15 protein-coding genes and 1 riboswitch are annotated in these 15,411 nt (G+C 56.0%); of the genes, 6 read left to right on the plus strand and 9 right to left on the minus strand.

Features of this window, described 5'->3' with window-relative positions; all coding sequences use genetic code 11:
- The coding region (locus LAP85_28935; protein MBZ5500439.1) for a hypothetical protein at positions 1–813 on the minus strand (813 nt) is incomplete at its 3' end.
- Positions 814–1,232: 419 nt separating this feature from the next.
- Positions 1,233–1,356, plus strand: a riboswitch (SAM riboswitch).
- 79 nt (positions 1,357–1,435) lie between these two features.
- On the opposite strand from LAP85_28935, the gene LAP85_28940 reads away from it, so the two are divergent.
- From LAP85_28940 to LAP85_28950, 3 genes are read left to right on the plus strand one after another with little or no spacing between them, the layout of a single operon-like run.
- Positions 1,436–1,921: a JAB domain-containing protein gene (locus tag LAP85_28940; protein ID MBZ5500440.1), complete on the plus strand. Its 486-nt coding sequence runs from the start codon at positions 1,436–1,438 to the stop codon at positions 1,919–1,921.
- Between the two features lie 2 nt (positions 1,922–1,923).
- Positions 1,924–2,733 (plus strand): hypothetical protein, encoded by an 810-nt coding sequence (locus tag LAP85_28945; protein MBZ5500441.1) that lies wholly within the window; start codon positions 1,924–1,926, stop codon positions 2,731–2,733.
- Complete coding sequence (locus LAP85_28950; protein ID MBZ5500442.1) at positions 2,730–3,302, plus strand: tetratricopeptide repeat protein; 573 nt, start codon at positions 2,730–2,732, stop codon at positions 3,300–3,302. The genes LAP85_28945 and LAP85_28950 overlap by 4 nt, the downstream gene beginning before the upstream one ends.
- A 227-nt stretch (positions 3,303–3,529) precedes the next feature.
- Here LAP85_28950 and LAP85_28955 read toward each other — a convergent pair whose 3' ends face one another.
- Both LAP85_28955 and LAP85_28960 read right to left on the minus strand, forming a co-directional pair.
- Positions 3,530–3,901, minus strand: coding sequence for an energy transducer TonB (locus LAP85_28955; protein MBZ5500443.1), 372 nt, complete (start codon positions 3,899–3,901; stop codon positions 3,530–3,532).
- Positions 3,902–4,046: 145 nt separating this feature from the next.
- Positions 4,047–5,516 (minus strand): RHS repeat-associated core domain-containing protein, encoded by a 1,470-nt coding sequence (locus tag LAP85_28960; protein ID MBZ5500444.1) that lies wholly within the window; start codon positions 5,514–5,516, stop codon positions 4,047–4,049.
- A 264-nt stretch (positions 5,517–5,780) separates the two neighbouring features.
- On the opposite strand from LAP85_28960, the gene LAP85_28965 reads away from it, so the two are divergent.
- Complete coding sequence (locus tag LAP85_28965; GenBank protein ID MBZ5500445.1) at positions 5,781–9,425, plus strand: TonB-dependent receptor; 3,645 nt, start codon at positions 5,781–5,783, stop codon at positions 9,423–9,425.
- Positions 9,426–9,835: 410 nt separating this feature from the next.
- Here the strand turns inward: LAP85_28965 and LAP85_28970 are convergent, their stop codons facing one another.
- From LAP85_28970 to xerC, 6 genes are all read right to left on the minus strand, one after another.
- Complete coding sequence (locus LAP85_28970; GenBank protein MBZ5500446.1) at positions 9,836–10,237, minus strand: hypothetical protein; 402 nt, start codon at positions 10,235–10,237, stop codon at positions 9,836–9,838.
- A 4-nt stretch (positions 10,238–10,241) separates the two neighbouring features.
- Positions 10,242–11,189, minus strand: a complete 948-nt coding sequence (locus LAP85_28975) for an RHS repeat-associated core domain-containing protein (protein MBZ5500447.1) — start codon at positions 11,187–11,189, stop codon at positions 10,242–10,244.
- A 95-nt stretch (positions 11,190–11,284) separates the two neighbouring features.
- On the minus strand, positions 11,285–11,497 hold the full coding sequence (locus tag LAP85_28980) for a DUF4926 domain-containing protein (GenBank protein MBZ5500448.1): 213 nt from the start codon (positions 11,495–11,497) through the stop codon (positions 11,285–11,287).
- 36 nt (positions 11,498–11,533) lie between these two features.
- Positions 11,534–11,845 (minus strand): helix-turn-helix domain-containing protein, encoded by a 312-nt coding sequence (locus tag LAP85_28985; GenBank protein ID MBZ5500449.1) that lies wholly within the window; start codon positions 11,843–11,845, stop codon positions 11,534–11,536.
- Entirely contained in the window at positions 11,826–12,164 is a 339-nt protein-coding gene (locus LAP85_28990) for a type II toxin-antitoxin system RelE/ParE family toxin (protein ID MBZ5500450.1), read from the minus strand. Before LAP85_28990 ends, LAP85_28985 begins: the two co-directional genes overlap by 20 nt.
- A 186-nt stretch (positions 12,165–12,350) precedes the next feature.
- Positions 12,351–13,412 carry a site-specific tyrosine recombinase XerC gene (gene xerC / locus LAP85_28995; GenBank protein MBZ5500451.1) on the minus strand — a complete coding sequence of 354 codons (1,062 nt, stop codon included), beginning with the start codon at positions 13,410–13,412 and terminating at the stop codon, positions 12,351–12,353.
- A gap of 257 nt (positions 13,413–13,669) precedes the next feature.
- Here xerC and LAP85_29000 point away from each other — a divergent pair, with 257 nt between their 5' ends.
- Positions 13,670–13,927 carry a hypothetical protein gene (locus LAP85_29000; protein ID MBZ5500452.1) on the plus strand — a complete coding sequence of 86 codons (258 nt, stop codon included), beginning with the start codon at positions 13,670–13,672 and terminating at the stop codon, positions 13,925–13,927.
- A gap of 259 nt (positions 13,928–14,186) precedes the next feature.
- Positions 14,187–15,305: a serine/threonine protein kinase gene (locus tag LAP85_29005; protein ID MBZ5500453.1), complete on the plus strand. Its 1,119-nt coding sequence runs from the start codon at positions 14,187–14,189 to the stop codon at positions 15,303–15,305.
- Positions 15,306–15,411: the final 106 nt, after the last annotated feature.

Below are 15,411 nucleotides of genomic sequence, written 5' to 3' on the forward strand. Positions count from 1 at the left end.
TGCCCCACCCCCGTATACTTCACCCTTTCCCGCAAGTGAGGTTTGACGCCAGACATCCGAGGTAGGAGCCGTATGCGCTAGCAGCGCCCGTACGGATCTGTGCGGGGGGTGCCGGGTGACCGGTATCCCTACCGCGACCACCACCTTCCGGTCCCAATCATAGGGCGGCATGAGCGTCTCAAACGCGGGGCAGTTCGCGAACATGGCCGCCGTTTCCTTCGGCATGCCGTAGCCGATCGGCGTCTCGTTGTCCACCAGGATCTTGAGGATCGAGGTCGGGCAGAAGAAGCGTGTCCGATCGACGCCCTGAAGGACGTTGCGCGCCGGCGCTTCGAGATCGTTCATCGCCAACTCGGATGCGTTGTTGAGGGTTATGAGGATGCCGCCCATCTCGACAAACGTCTTCAGATTGGCTACTCCTTCCGGTCCGATGCCTCCTTCATACTCCGGCGGCATCTTGGGTTCCGGCCGGCGCGCCGTCGCCGGCTCGGCTCCCGCCCCCCGGCCGCCGCCGGGGGGAGTGCCCTTGATTACATTCGCACTCTCGTCGGCAAAGACGATGACGTCAAAATCGGCCCGCAGGTCGGGCTTCTTGTCCTTGGTACCTTTGATGTCGTCGTTGTGAATCGTCTTGTATGGAATGCTCATATCGTCGAGGACGTAGCGCGTCCAACCTTCATCCATATTGGCGCGCCAACTCTGATACAGTGCGACGCGATGGAACTTCACGGGAGCTTTGGCGACATCCGCAACATCATCGACGTCGAGAACGGCGAGGTGATACTTCTCGAGCAGCGCGGGCAATGCTTTCATGACCTCCGGCGAGTTCTTCACCAGGAAACTTCCGGCTGGAAGTTCGGTGCCCTTTTTTGTGACTTTCGCCTTGGTGCGCCAGATTAGTTTACATAATTTGTTTTTATCGGAAGCTGCTGGAGCCGTGGGCAGCACCCTCACTGGGAGGCGGGCGGGAAATTCGGCAGCTTGTACTTCTTATCCATAGGCAGATTTCAACCAGGTTGAGGTTGCCAAGCACCTGAAGAAGCCGCAATCGTTTGTATCCAAGTTCGAGATTGGGGAAAGGCGGATCGATCCTGTCGAGCTGCCGCATCTGGCTCAGCTCTACCGCAAGCCCACCAGCTATTTCATCGATTGAACAATCGGGATTTTTGTGTGAAGTAACAGCTCGCTGGACCGGATTGTGATTGATCGTTTTTCCGATTCGGACGATAATATTAGTGCATCAGGAACGATCTGGCAGTCGCTGGATCTGGCAACCTGGCAGGGAGAAAGCCAAGGTGCCGGGGGTGGCAAGCCCCGATGTGTCAGGACCGAGATCCTGAAACCAAATCTCCCCGAAAAGACACCGCCCTGATGCTTGGGCGGGTTTTCTTTTTGGCCTGATGCATGTGACCTCAACCAAAAGGAGCATGCATCGATGCACAACACCGAGAATCCACAGCAACAATCTGCAAGAACCTACCGCATCCCCCGACAGCGACTGTCCCTCATCCGCGACGGCTCGCTTCAGTCCACCTGGAAGCGCTTCAGCGGTTCCCACGAAGTATTTACCTTCGCGCAGGAAGAACTTTATGCGGACGCAGACCGGGAGGAATTTCATATCCTTATGCTCGACAGTAAGAATCAACTGATCGGCGTGAACCTGGTGTCCCAGGGCAGTCTCAGCAGCGCGATCGTGGTCCCCTCCCAGGTCTTCAAAGCTGCCATAATCTGCAATAGTGCCTCCATTATCTGTCTACACAACCACCCATCAGGATGTTGCGAGCCGAGCCAGGAGGATCGCAATTGCACCTCGCGGCTCGCCGAGGCCGGGAAAATCCTGGGCATTCGAGTTCTGGACCACGTTGTTGTTGGCCAGGAGGCATTCTTCTCCTTCGCCGACAGCGGGCTTTTGGGAGGCTGATCATGGATAACCAGGATGTGGATGATCGAGCTGTTTCTGAAGCAGGTGGTAGTGGCAGCAACGCTGCCAATGGCGCATCCGAGCCTGAAGCACAACGCCCAAAGGGAAGATTGTTGGTTTTCAAACGACGATCCCCGAGCGACGAACTGGCCATTTACCGACTCCTGCTGCACAACGAACAGTCTGGTGGCATCACCGAGCGCACGGTAGCGCAGCTTGTCAGTAAACACGCACCCCCTGATTGGCAGCTCCGAGTGGGCCATCGCGTAGCCGGTTGTTCAGGGGACCGAATCGTTCAGGGCACCGTGCTGGGAACAAAGTCGGAGCCATGCCGACCAGCCGCATTTTACCGCGACACCTTCACCGCCTGTTGGCTCCTACTCGATTCTGGAGAACGGGCTGTCGCCAACGAGCTACGGCCCATCGCAGAAGTCCAAACCAACTTTCAAAAGGACAAGAAAATGTCAGACGCCAAAAATGATCCTAAGGACAAAATTGAGGAACAACTTCTGGAGCAGATCTTTCAGGTATTTGGCAAAAAACAGGAACCGGGGGAACCAGCATTGGAATCCCTGCCGCCATCGAGGAGGCTCATCCCTGATGCGCCTTTGAATAAGGAGGAAATCGACGCGATTATTGAGGCAGATATCCGATGGTACGGGATTAAGGAAGCTCCACCGGACGACCCGATTTACCTACAGGGCTGGACGATCAGCTTCGTGCCGCGCTCCAAGCAGAATACCGGCTCTGCACCACAGGAATCGCAGCCCGGCGAGAAACCAGACGATCCGAAAGGAAAGACACCGTCATGAGCCAAGCGGAAGAATTTGATGGATTCATCACCCCTGGGGGCGAACTTGTCTCCATAAAAGATGCCAACAGGATCTTCTTGATCCTCGTCAATAACTCGGAGAGCGAAGAGAATATCAAGGAGATGCTCCAGGCACTTGCATGCGAATGCGCCGAAAACTGCCACTTCAAAACAGCTTGTGCCTACATCGACAAGATCCTCTCCCGCGCGGACACCTCGGACGAGAAGGCGAGGTGCCTTCTGGTCATGGGACAGGTGCTGGAACAAGCAAACGACTATCGCCATGCGCTGGAGACATATCTGAGAGCTTTCGATTTTCAGCAAGAGTCAAATGAGACCTGGTATTTTTTGAACAACAACTTGGCGTTCTGCCTCAATCAGGTAAACCGACACCACGAAGCTCAGAGGCACTGCTGCCTCCCGCTGAATCCCTGCCCAAAAAATATGAAAACCGGCCGCCATGCTGACTGGGAGGGTAGCCAGATATGGACCTTCCGGAGGTCGTCGATCCTGGGGCTTTTCAGAGGGCAATTCCCAGGGCCTCGTCACGTTGGCCACCGGAAAAGCTAGGAAATGCAAAATGGAGCCTTTCAATTCTCAAAAACGCACAGCAGCCCCTATTGCGAGTGTTAATTCCGGTTGGCACGGATATCACTCATCGGCGGGATCTGCCTAAAATCACCAACATCCTGCTTCGCAAGCGTAAATTACGCCATCACATTCCCACCATGGGCACGCATCGTGGGCCAGCCATCCAAAAAAGGGGCGGTTTGTTTCGAACCACCCTTCTGAAAACATCAGTTTATAATCGACCTTGGACTCCAGCCATAACACGTCACTTTTAATACGGTGTCACATTCAATCACCACATGGGCTGGTCCTTCGCAATCGCTCTGCTTCTCCGGCAGCTTCGTCAGCTTAAACGAGAATTCCATGGGTATCGTGGCCGTAGAAACAGCGGTCTGATCTGACTTATGACAGAGTCCCAACCTCCATTTCTCCTTCAAGAAAACCTCCACATATTCCCAGAGGATTTCAACCATCCGATCAGTCGTCGGCGGATCGAATGAAATCCGTCGCACCCCTACAATTCGGCCATCTGAGGCGGCTTCCACAACGAGTGTGAGTTTGCCCTGCAACTTAGCCAGCCTGGCCAGACGCGGGTACATTGGGCTCTCCATTCGTAAAATTCTGATGTCGGAAGTAGAAGATACCTGTGAGACGACTGGCGAGGACCAGGGATGTGATCCGACGGTCGAAATGACCGGCATCATCAGGAGTAGAAAGTATAGTGTCGGCATCATTTGCATAGCCTCATCTCAAAAAATTCAATAATCGACTGCAATTTTGTTTCACATAATCGTCGTTAGCTTGTGAGGCGGAGTCACTTTGCCCATCGCTGTTCAACCTATAGGTGACATGCCCTAGCTCGTGCAATATCGTCAGTCCGCGCGATTTATTTGTTGTGTTCGCGCTGAACCAAGTCCCGTTCGTGGCAATCATGATTGATGCGTATTGGCCTTCGGGAATCCCTCCATCAACCGAGACGGCCGCATTGACCGCCTTGTTTCTGCATCTTACCTTTTTCCCGTTTCGGATAGTATATACAGTCAAAGTGCCTACACCTATCGCGCTTTTATCGACTGCTTCTTGCAGTATTGCTTTCGCATCGATTTGTCTTATCGTTCCGTCAGCATTCTTGGCTGTGTTACTAAGCGCGGAAAGACACTGAGAGTCGCTATCAAGCAGCTCACTCAAAATCCTGGCAAAGGAGTAGACTGGAGCTTCATCTTTCGAGAATGACGACACCTCCACCATCTTTATATCGCTGTCGTTACAGTCTACCTCACCAACAACCTCGTTACCCCCTACCTCAAATGCCAGGTTAAAGTCGTCCATATGAGGCGGTAAGGATATGTCAACATAATCAACCCAATCGGGCATCCAATCGAGGGGCGCTTCTGGGGCACGCCCGTCAGGGTCGACCAGATTCACCGGGTCGTTTCTGACGTAAGTATACTTGTTCAGAGACGGCGGATCGTAGATGCGCGTCGTGAGCGGGTCCGGGGAGATCCAGCGCGGAGAGGCAGTGTCAAGCGAGCTGCCGTCGTAGTGCCTGGCACCAAAGTAATCCAAGCCGCCATCTCTGCTCTTGCCTTCATACATATAGCCCGTCGCCGGCGTATCCCACAAATAGCCCCGATACTGCATACCGTAGGGCAAAAAATCCGCCGTCTCAACCAGCGTCCAGTTGTACTGCCAGTTCGATTCAGGCAGATGCACCTTCAAAACCGACCTCGTGTTCCCCAGATGATCCTTGAACAGCAGTCGGAAGTGGTCGTCCTGTTGATGGATCGCCACCATCTGGCCATTGAAATAGATGTAATTGTTCCAGGTCGACTCCGTTATCCTGTCTTCCATCAGCAACTGGCCCGTGTAGGAATAGACATAGTTTACCACAGATCCATCGTTCGTGCGGAACCGGCGCCCGTTGGCGTCATACAGGTAGGCTGCCCCTTGCGACGTCAAAACCAGGTGGTTTTTGCAATCAGGCGCCGCCGCGCCAAAAACACTGTCCGGGAACCCGGCTCTGGGAGTAAAATATCGTCTGACTGGGGCATTTCCCCCGTAGTTTACATAATTTGTTTTTATCGGAAGCTGCTGGAGCCGTGGGCAGCGCTGTGCCAGGGTGGCATCTGGTGCCACGCAAGCGATAGGCACCAGTACCCTGTAAAGGTTGCCTCGCGTCGCGGCGGCGCTGCTGGTCTCACCGCCGTCGGTCAATCAGATGGTCATGATGCTGGAGAAGAAGGGGACGCCGCCCCTTTGTGGCGTCTTGCTTCGTTGCGAAGCGGCTGGTGGCGTTGTTCTCTGGATCTCAGCGGTCTTTCCCTTTGTTATGCGTCAGCGTGAATTTCGGCAACCGGCTCATCGGTGGTGTCCTTCCTCACTCCAGTTTCAGGTGACCGTTGACAGCGACTGAATCCGGTGATATAGCTGCACTCATCCTGCTCTTTCACAAATGCCACAAGAAAGGATCCGAGAGTTATGATGACTCATCGTCTTTCCGGTCTGTTATGCTTCCTCTTTTTTGGCGCAGCGCTGCTTGCGCAGTCGCTCACTTCGCTCAACGGCATCGTCACAGATCCTTCAGGCTCGGTTGTGCCCAAAGCCGCGATTGTGCTGGTGAACCTGAACACGCAGGCTACGCGCCAGACGACATCTGATGAGGCGGGCCGTTATTCCTTCGCGCAGGTGTCTCCGGGCAACTACCGGATCCGCGCCAAGGCGCAAGGTTTCTCCGATCTTGTGATCAACGACGTTGCCCTGCTGGTAAACACGCCGACGACAGTTAACCTTGCGCTTAAGATCGGGACGCTGACGCAAACGATCGAGGTCACTGCGGAAGCCGCGCAGGTGAACACCACGGACGCCTCCATCGGTAACGCTTACGGAACGCGCCCGATCCTGCAATTGCCGCTGGAGGCACGCAACGTAGTGGGATTGCTGGCGCTGCAACCCGGGGTCGCGTTCGTCGGCGAGAACAACGGCACTTCGAAGAACGGGTCGGTAAACGGCGGAAAGAGCGATCAGGCCAACGTAACCCTCGACGGCGTGGACGTAAACGATCAGCAAAACCGATCGGCATTTACTTCGGTGCTGCGTGTGACACTCGATTCGGTGCAGGAATTCCGGGTCACGACGACAAACGCAAACGCCGATCAAGGGCACGGTTCCGGCGCGCAGATTGCGCTGGTGACCAAGTCCGGAACCAACGAGATCCACGGCTCGGCCTATGAATTCCACCGCAACACGGTGACGACGGCGAACTCTTTCTTTAATAATCTGGCCAATCTGCCCAAACCCAAGCTGCTGCGCAATACCTTCGGCACGGCGGTGGGCGGGCCGATCCAGAAGAATCACTTGTTCTATTTCATGAACTTCGAGGGGCGGCGCGACGCTAAGGAAGGCTCAGTCACGCGCACGGTGCCGACAGCCGACTTCCGCAACGGCATCATGCATTATCTGAAGAAGGACAATACCATCGGCACACTGCTGCCGGCGGACATTACGGCGCTCGATCCGCTGCACATCGGGCCGAACCAGGCGGTGATGAGTCTCCTGAAGACCTACCCGCAACCGAACACCACGACGGCCGGCGACGGCTACAACACCACGGGTTACCGCTTCATCGCCCCGCTGCCGTTGCGCTGGAACACCTACATCGCCCGCCTGGATTACAGCCCGGACGAGTCGGGCCGGCACACCTTTTTCGTGCGTGGAAACCTGCAGAACGATCGCAGTCTCTCGCTGCCACAATATCCCGATCAGCCCTCCAACAGCGTGAACCTCAACAATAGCAAGGGCCTGGCTGCCGGATACAATCTGCTGATCAGCCCGAGTCTGATCGCCAGCTTCCGCTATGGATTTACCCGTCAGGGTGTGGAATCGAGCGGAACGCAGACTGCTTCCTACGTGAACTTCCTAAATCTTGACGACCGCTATGGAATGACGACCCCGGCCGTGCGCATCCTGCCCATCCATACCCTGGCCGCGGACTTTTCCTGGAACAGGGGGGCGCACAACATCCAGTTTGGCGTTGCGCTCCGCTCGATGACCAACGAACGGAGCAACTATGACAATTCCTTCCATTATGCCCAGGTGCGCGCTACGCGGCTGAACGGAGCGGGCAAACTCGAAGACCCCGCCGATATCAACAGCAAGGGCACCGACGTATACCGTGCGCAGGTGGTGAACCTGCTCGGCGTCATCTCCACCGGCACGGCGCATTACAACTACGACCTGGCGGGCAACGTGCAACCGGTCGGCGCACCCGTAGTGCGCAACTTCATTCTTCGGGACTACAGCCTGTATTTGCAGGACACCTGGCGCGTGAATCCCGGGCTTAGCCTCTCGGCCGGTTTGCGCTGGGAGTTGGCGCCTCCCATCCACGAACGCGATGGCCTGCAAATCTCACTCAGTCCCTCACTCGGCTCCTGGTTCGACGCCCGGGGCGCGCTGGCCGATCAGGGCAAGTCCGACTCGGCGGTGACTCCACTCAGCTACATCCCGACGAACTCACCCGGCGGCTCATCGTTGTATAAGTTTTATAAAAAGGAGTTCGCTCCCCGCCTCGGCGTGGCTTACTCTCCTCGGGGCACGGGCGGAATCCTCGGCAAAATCTTTGGCGGGCCCGGGGCAACGTCGATTCGCGCCGGCTGGGGGATGTATTACGAGAACCTCGGAAACACGCTGATCATGCGCGCTGACGCCGGAGGACAGGGGCTGCAAACCAGCGTGCAGACCGCGGGCAGCCAGTTTGACGAGGCCACGGGTCCGCGCTGGACCGGATGGAACAACGTTCCTTCCGTTATCGTTCCGGCCGCGCCCAAGCAGACCTTCCCGATTGTGGCCCCAAACATCTTCACCTATGGGGGAGCCGCCAGCAATATCGATTCGCAGGTCCGGCCCGCCTACACAATGAACCTGAACTTCAGCCTCGGCCGAGAATTCAAGAACGGCCTCTTCATCCAGGGCTCTTACGTGGGACGCCTCTCACGCCGTTCGCTGGCGCAAGTGGATGTTGCTACTCCCGTCAACCTGATCGATCCGGATTCGGGAATGACTTACTGGGAAGCAGCCACCATCCTTACGAAGCTGGCAAGGGCGAAAACGCCCCAGGCGAATGTGCCGAAGGTCAGTTTTTGGGAAAACCTGTGGCCGGCGGCGGCGACCCCAACGCTCAGCGCAACCCAGGCTGTGTATACTCAATTCGTTGCATATCCGACCGACACCGCTTCGGCACTCGAAAAGCTGGACAGCCAATGCAGGCCCACATGCAGCCGGTTGGGCGCCTACGCCTTATACAATCCCCAATTCGCGTCCTTTACCGCCTGGCGTTCGATCGCCGGCGGGAATTATCATGCCATGCAGTGGACCGCCCGCCAGCGCTTTTCGAAAGGGTTGGAATTCACCTTTAACTTCACATGGTCAAAATCCATTGACCTCACCTCGCGTGCGGAAAGCGATGGAACCGGCTCCACTTATGGATTTATCACCAATCCTTGGGTGCCGGGACAGCACAAGGCCGTTTCCGACTACGACATGACTCACCAGTGGAACCTGAACGGCGTTTGGGAATTGCCGGTGGGAACAGGCCACCGCTTTCTGAACCAGGGCGGCGTCCTCGAAGTCCTGCTGGGCGGCTGGCAGATCAGCGGCCTTTACCGGCAGTCGAGCGGATTGCCTATCAGCGTTCGGGACGGCAGCAACTGGCCGACAAACTACCAGTGGCAGGGTTGGGCCACGATGATCGCCGCGATTCCCGGAATGCAAACCACCAAAAATGCTCCATCGGTTTCCGGAGCGAGCGGGCCAAATCTGTTCGCCGATCCCAAGGCGGCAGTTGCAGCCTTCGACTTCACCTTGCCCGGCGAATTGGGCAACCGCAATATTCTCCGCGGAGACGGCTATTTCACTATCGATGTCAGCATTGGCAAGCGCTTCCGTATGCCTTATTCGGAAAAGCACTCACTCCAGTTCCGATGGGAAACCTTTAACCTCACCAACACCGCGCGTTTCGATGTGGGCGCAGTGTCGGTCAATCTCGGCAGCCAGGCGAATTTCGGCAAATACAGCGACACGCTCACGCAGCCGCGGGTCATGCAGTTCGGCCTGCGCTACGAATTCTAGCTGTGCGGATCGGCGGATCGGGCGGGATCGGCGGATCGGGGACTGACGACGGTAAGTCTTTCGATTAAATAATGATAAGCATAACAGAGGGCCTGAAAAGCGGGCTTGCCCGCGATTTTGGGCCCTCTATTTTCGTTTTAACGCGTTTTGCCGGCCACGGCTGCCATTAGGTGTACCTGCGCCCAAGTGGCTGAGCGAGGCTGCTAATCCGCCCTGCAATCAGGTACTGGCGCGTCAAAAACCGGACGCTGGAACCCAATTCGGATGTAGAATCCTGCTTGGGAGGGGCAAAAGCCCCAAAGTTTACATATTTCATCTTATCAGCAGCTGAGGGATCTGCCTGCAGAGGTGCGCGCTCAGAGTAAGCTGAGAACATTAGGCAACCAATCCCTCCTATCCTTTCTATTGCATCAGCGACGCGAAACCCGAGGCAGGTTCTCTCCCCGATTCAACCGGAGTGCCGCATCGCTGGCGATCTGCCTGGTTCTCTCTCCCATGTACTTCCACGCGCGAGCAAGCGTTTCCGGGTCAGCCGCCCACGGTTCGAAGATGCCGACGTGCAACAGATTCACCACCTCCACGTCCTGTGCCTTCGCCATTTCTTCAAAGAAAGCGAAGACCCTCCGCACTAGCTCGATATCGGGATTGGCCTTCAGAAGATCCTTCACGAAGGGTTCGAGTACGAGTTCGACAGTTGGATACGGAAGTATGTCCGGCCCTATGTCCTCCTGGAGTGCATCGTGCCGCCGTTTGATCTCCGGAACGGCTGCCAGAAGCGAGTCAACGAATGCGCTGTACCGCAGGTTCGCCAAAGTGCTACCTCCTTGGCTGTGTCTTGAGGGCATCGCTCAGCTCTTGAATAATCTGCCTGGAAACGATTTGATCGTTATACGACAGCCTTCCGCCCTTCAGGAGATTCGTCAAGGCAACGATCACATCTTGTGCCTTTCGGGAGTGACCTGACGGCGACATGAGATCTCCGGTTGCAAGCTCGTACCGTACGGCGCCAGCGGTGCCTCCTGGCAACTTGTCCGTTACCTGAAACAGCTTGTTCACGATACTCTGAAGGGTGGGATTCGAAACGAGTGGCGGCAATGTTGCCGCCGGAATCGAGAGCGTGGTCAGCGCCGTTCCGCCAGCAATGAATTCCAGCGCCGCAATACCACCGGTGATGATACCGGTGCCGATGGCCAAAGCATCGACAGTGGGCTTTGCCATTTCCATTCCATGTATCAGCGCCCACATTTTATCGCTCATCAAGTATTGTACAGTTCCTAACCGCACAAATCCTTTAACGTCCTTTTGATAAATTATTCCTCCTCCTGCTACATATCCGATCGGATCAATGTACTTGCTCTTGTAATCCTCGTACTCCGGATCTGACATCTCTTCCGAGCTTCCGCCGTCCCACGATACTCGGTAACGCTTTCCATTCGGATCGGTAAATGCAAGTGGATTATTTCTGGAGTATGCATACGCATTCCAGCTTTGCGGATCTGCAGGAATCGCACCGGCGTTTTCCGGGTCTGGAGAAGTGAACCTCCCCTGCGCTCCTGAGTAGTATCTTGCAAGGAAGTAATCCAGTCCCGACTCGGCATCCCGTTCTTTGCCGCTACAACGGGACCCTGTGCCGTTTCGTCGTAAGCATGGCTGCATCCCTGACGCAAAATTCGAGTTAGCATCAATCTCGGCCAGACACAGGGCTGCTTTTATGCCCGCGAACCCCGGATGCGAGTTTTCGCTTAACTGCGCCGTCGTAGCCATGGTTTTCTCTTTAGCCGCTTGCGGCTATTGTAGCAGCTAAAGAAAAAGATCGGTGCGGTTGTTTTGGGTGCTGAAACGAATGGCCGGAATCTGCGTCAGGCGGCCGGCTCATAGTGCAGGAGCAGCAGTTGTTCTTTCTTCAAGGCTAGGCTGGCAAAAGCGCGGCCGTCGTTGTCGGTGAACTCGATTTCGAATACACCGGGAGCCAGAAACTCCACGACGGTTCCCACCTGTCCGCGGCGGAGCTTACGATCGGGCAGATCTTCCGTCAAAGCCACAACGTCGAGAAGGTTGATTCCGTTGTTCACTTCCTGCCTCTATAGCACGTAACAGATTCTGATCCATCACGCCGCTGCCTTCCGCACGCGCAACTCCGCCCGGTGGCCGGTGGCCGACAAAACCCGGATCAACAGGTCGGTCGACATTCCTTGAGTATTGCCATTGGCAATGGCCGTCACGCGCGTACGGGACGTTCCGGCGCGCTTGGCGATCTCCGCATGGGTCAGGTTTCCTTCGCGGATGATCCTGGTCACGGCGCAGGTAAGCTCCGAGCGAAACTCCATCTCGGCGGTCTCGACCGGCGACAATCCCAGCACCTGGCCCAGCTCTTTCGCTGTCTTTACCCTGATGGGTTTTTCAGGACTCGATTTTCGCATTGATGACCTCCTTCAGCCGCCGCCGCGCCAGATCAAGCTCACGTGCCGGCGTCTTCTGCGCTTTTTTCTGAAAGCCGTGAAAAACGAGAATGGCATGCGAGGTGGCCGCAAAATAGAAAACGCGTACCGTCGAGTCTTCGTCTTTCACGCGGAGTTCGCGCACTCCCGGCGCAACCACCGGCATTGGGCGGCTGAGGGGCATCCCAAGACTGATCCCTTTCTGCAGGTCCCTCAAAGCCTCGCCAAGCCGATGCCGGATTGGCCGGGATTGCGCTCGAATAAACTCCAACGCTCTCGGGTGAAAATCGATTGATTTCACGGTCTCATTATGTCCTGAATCCGGGACATCGGCAATGCCAAACTATGCCTATTGGCCGAGGCATTCACCAAACCGTTTTTCCCTGTTTAGCCGCTTACGGCACCCCGCAGCGGCTAAAGAAGGAAGTCGGCAACGACGCGGCACTAGCCGCTGTCGCCCAGGCAATGCGGATCAGACTTTGGTGCGTTACTCATCTCCATCATCCTTATGGCCCTGGTTTGGTGCGGAGTGCAAGGCATCCTCGTCTCCAGGGTTGTCGGCGGCCGGCGCGGGTGATTTCTTTTCGAGCGACGCGCCCGGGTGCGTGGCTGCGTGGATCCGCTTCAGCTGCCGGATCGATACCTGCGTGTAAATCTGAGTTGTTTTCAAATCGGCGTGCCCAAGCATCTCCTGGATGTAGCGAGTGTCGGCGCCGTTATCCAGCATCAACGTGGCCATCGTGTGGCGGATCATGTGGCAGGCGCCGCGCTTGCCGATGTTGGCGGCGTCCACGTGCTCGCGCACCAGGTCGCTCAAGTGATCCAAACAAAACGGTTCGCCGGCGTTCGAAAGAAACACCGTGTGATCGTCAGGCTCCACGACCAGCTTGGGCCGCGCCTCACGGATATATTTCTCCATCCAGGCTGCGGCGCGTTCGCCGATCGGAATCATCCGGTCCTTCTTGCCTTTCCCCTGGCGGATCGTCACCGTGCCGCGTTCGGTGTCGAGATCGTAGACCTTTAGATTCGCAAGCTCCCGCCGCCGCATGCCCGTCGAATATAGCGTCTCCATCAGGGCGCGGTCCCGCAGTCCCAAGGGATCCCGGATGTCCGGCTGGGCCAACACCTGCTCGATCTCGCCAACCGAGAGCACCGACTTCGGCAAACGGTGTTCCAATCGCGGCAGCTCCAGCTCCGACGCCGGGTTGTGCAGGATGTGGTGCTGGCGCGCCAGCCACCGGAACCAAACCCGGATCGGCACCAGGCGCGTATGCTGGCTCCGGAAGCTCAACGGATTGCCGTTCTTCTGCCGGTAATGGAACAGGTATCTCTGATAATGCTCCAGGATGGGCCGTGTGACCTCCGTGGGCTCCGTGATGCCGCGATCGTGACACCACGCAAGGAAGAAGCCAAGGTGCACGCGCCGGTTCTTTACCGTGTATTCCGAGTAGTTCAGCACCCGCAGCGCCTCCAGGTGCTTTTCCATCAATGCGGCTAAGGGAGATGCCGGAGGCGCTTCCGGTTTGCGCTTCTTCGTTATCCTTGCCATCGTCACCTCCCGCCTGCGGCTACGATTACGACCGGCTCTTTTTCTTCCGGCCCGGTATCAGTGTTTTTTGCAATCAGGCGCCGCCGCGCCAAAAACACTGTCCGGGAACCCGGCTCTGGGAGTAAAATATCGTCTGACTGGGGCATTTCCCCCGTAGTTTACATAATTTGTTTTTATCGGAAGCTGCTGGAGCCGTGGGCAGCTGCTTTTCTCCGGATTTATGGGATACTCAGAGGCGGAGCTGAAGGGATAACACGATGGTTCCCGCCTGCCCCTTTGATCCGATCAAGCGATCGGAGGAGATCGAATCCCTGGTAATGCGCGGAGACCAGCGCCTCTACTATAGGTTTCGCTCTTCAGGGCACTACGGCGGCGTTGTGACCGCCGATACGGTCGGCTGCAACCTCCTGTGCGCCTACATAGAGCATCCAACTTTTCGTCCGCTGGCCTCGTCCTGCCTTGGAGTCCGACAACTGATTGCGTTTGCCGTCTTGGAAGACAAGTGGAATTTGTAAACTTATCTGCAGCAGCGCCCCAACCAGCCTGTCTTCGCGGACGAAAAACATGTGTGCAAATTCCAGAAATCGCTGTATCCTTGGTCATAAATTGGGAGTTGTGGGCTCCTCGGAATCATTAAGCAGGAGTCGAATTATAAGAATAACCATACGGAAGCATAGGAAGTGCCGTAGCTGCACGCAGGAATCAAAAGGCGGCTCTTTCCGCTCACATGAAGTCCTTTGCAGCCCAATGACTACCTAATCCCAACGGGGCATTATGTCAGGTAATGCCAGATGTCGCCAATGCGGCCGGGCAAGCTTGGATGATTCCTTGCAGAATGACTTGTGCAATGATTGTATCCTGACGGCTTCCACTGGTCCAACTCCGGAATTGAAATCTGAGACCACAGATCCATTTGATGAAGAGCGATCACCGTTAACCGAACAACCGAAGTGCATCGGACCATTTAGGATTCTGGAAACGCTCGGCCACGGTGGAATGGGTGTCGTCTACCTGGCCGAACAGAAGAAGCCACTTCGTCGTAAAGTCGCCATCAAAGTCATAAAATTCGGAATGGATACCAAGGAAGTGGTGGCGCGTTTCGAGTCGGAGCGCCAGGCGCTCGCGCTCATGAATCATCAGAATATCGCTCGGGTGTTTGACGCAGGCGCTACCGAAACTGGGCGCCCGTTCTTTGTGATGGAATATGTTCAAGGAGTTTCTATTTCCGAGTACTGCGACAATCTCAGGCTGAACACCAGGCAGAGACTCGAGCTCTTCATTCCCGTCTGCCAGGCCATTCAGCATGCTCACCAAAAAGGGATTATTCACCGCGACATCAAACCATCCAACGTACTCGTCACCATCTTGGATGGCAGGCCCGTGGCAAAGATAATTGACTTTGGCGTCGCAAAGGCTACGAACCAGCGGTTGACGGAAAAAACCCTTTTTACTCAGCATGGACATTTAGTTGGAACCCCGGAGTATATGAGCCCCGAGCAGGCCGAAATGTCTGGGCTAGATGTGGATACGACGACAGATGTCTATTCGCTCGGAGTGATGATGTATGAGTTGTTGGTCGGGGCACTGCCGTTCGACCGAAAGAGACTGCGCAAGGCCGCCTATGACGAAATGCGCAGGATCATCCGCGAGGAGGAACCTCCTACTCCGACCAAAAGGCTTTCCAGCCTGGGGAACGAAGCAAAGCAGATTGCAGATCGAAGGCGAACCGACGTCGTATCCCTGCAAAGGCAGATTCAGGGTGATCTGGATTGGATCACCATGAAAGCGATGGACAAGGATCGAACGCGACGGTACCAGTCGGCTTCAGAGTTGGAGGCGGATATTTCCCGCCACTTCAATGATTATGGTGTACCCCAAAAACTGGACAGGTGATTAAGGTGTAAAATCGCTGCCGCCTCGGAGGAGCGAGCGATGAAAAGAGAGCGGAAGCGGTATGATGGGACACTCAAGGCCAAGGTAGCGGTGGAAGCGATCAAAG

The organism is Terriglobia bacterium (assembly GCA_020072565.1).
Lineage (GTDB): Bacteria > Acidobacteriota > UBA6911 > UBA6911 > UBA6911 > JAFNAG01.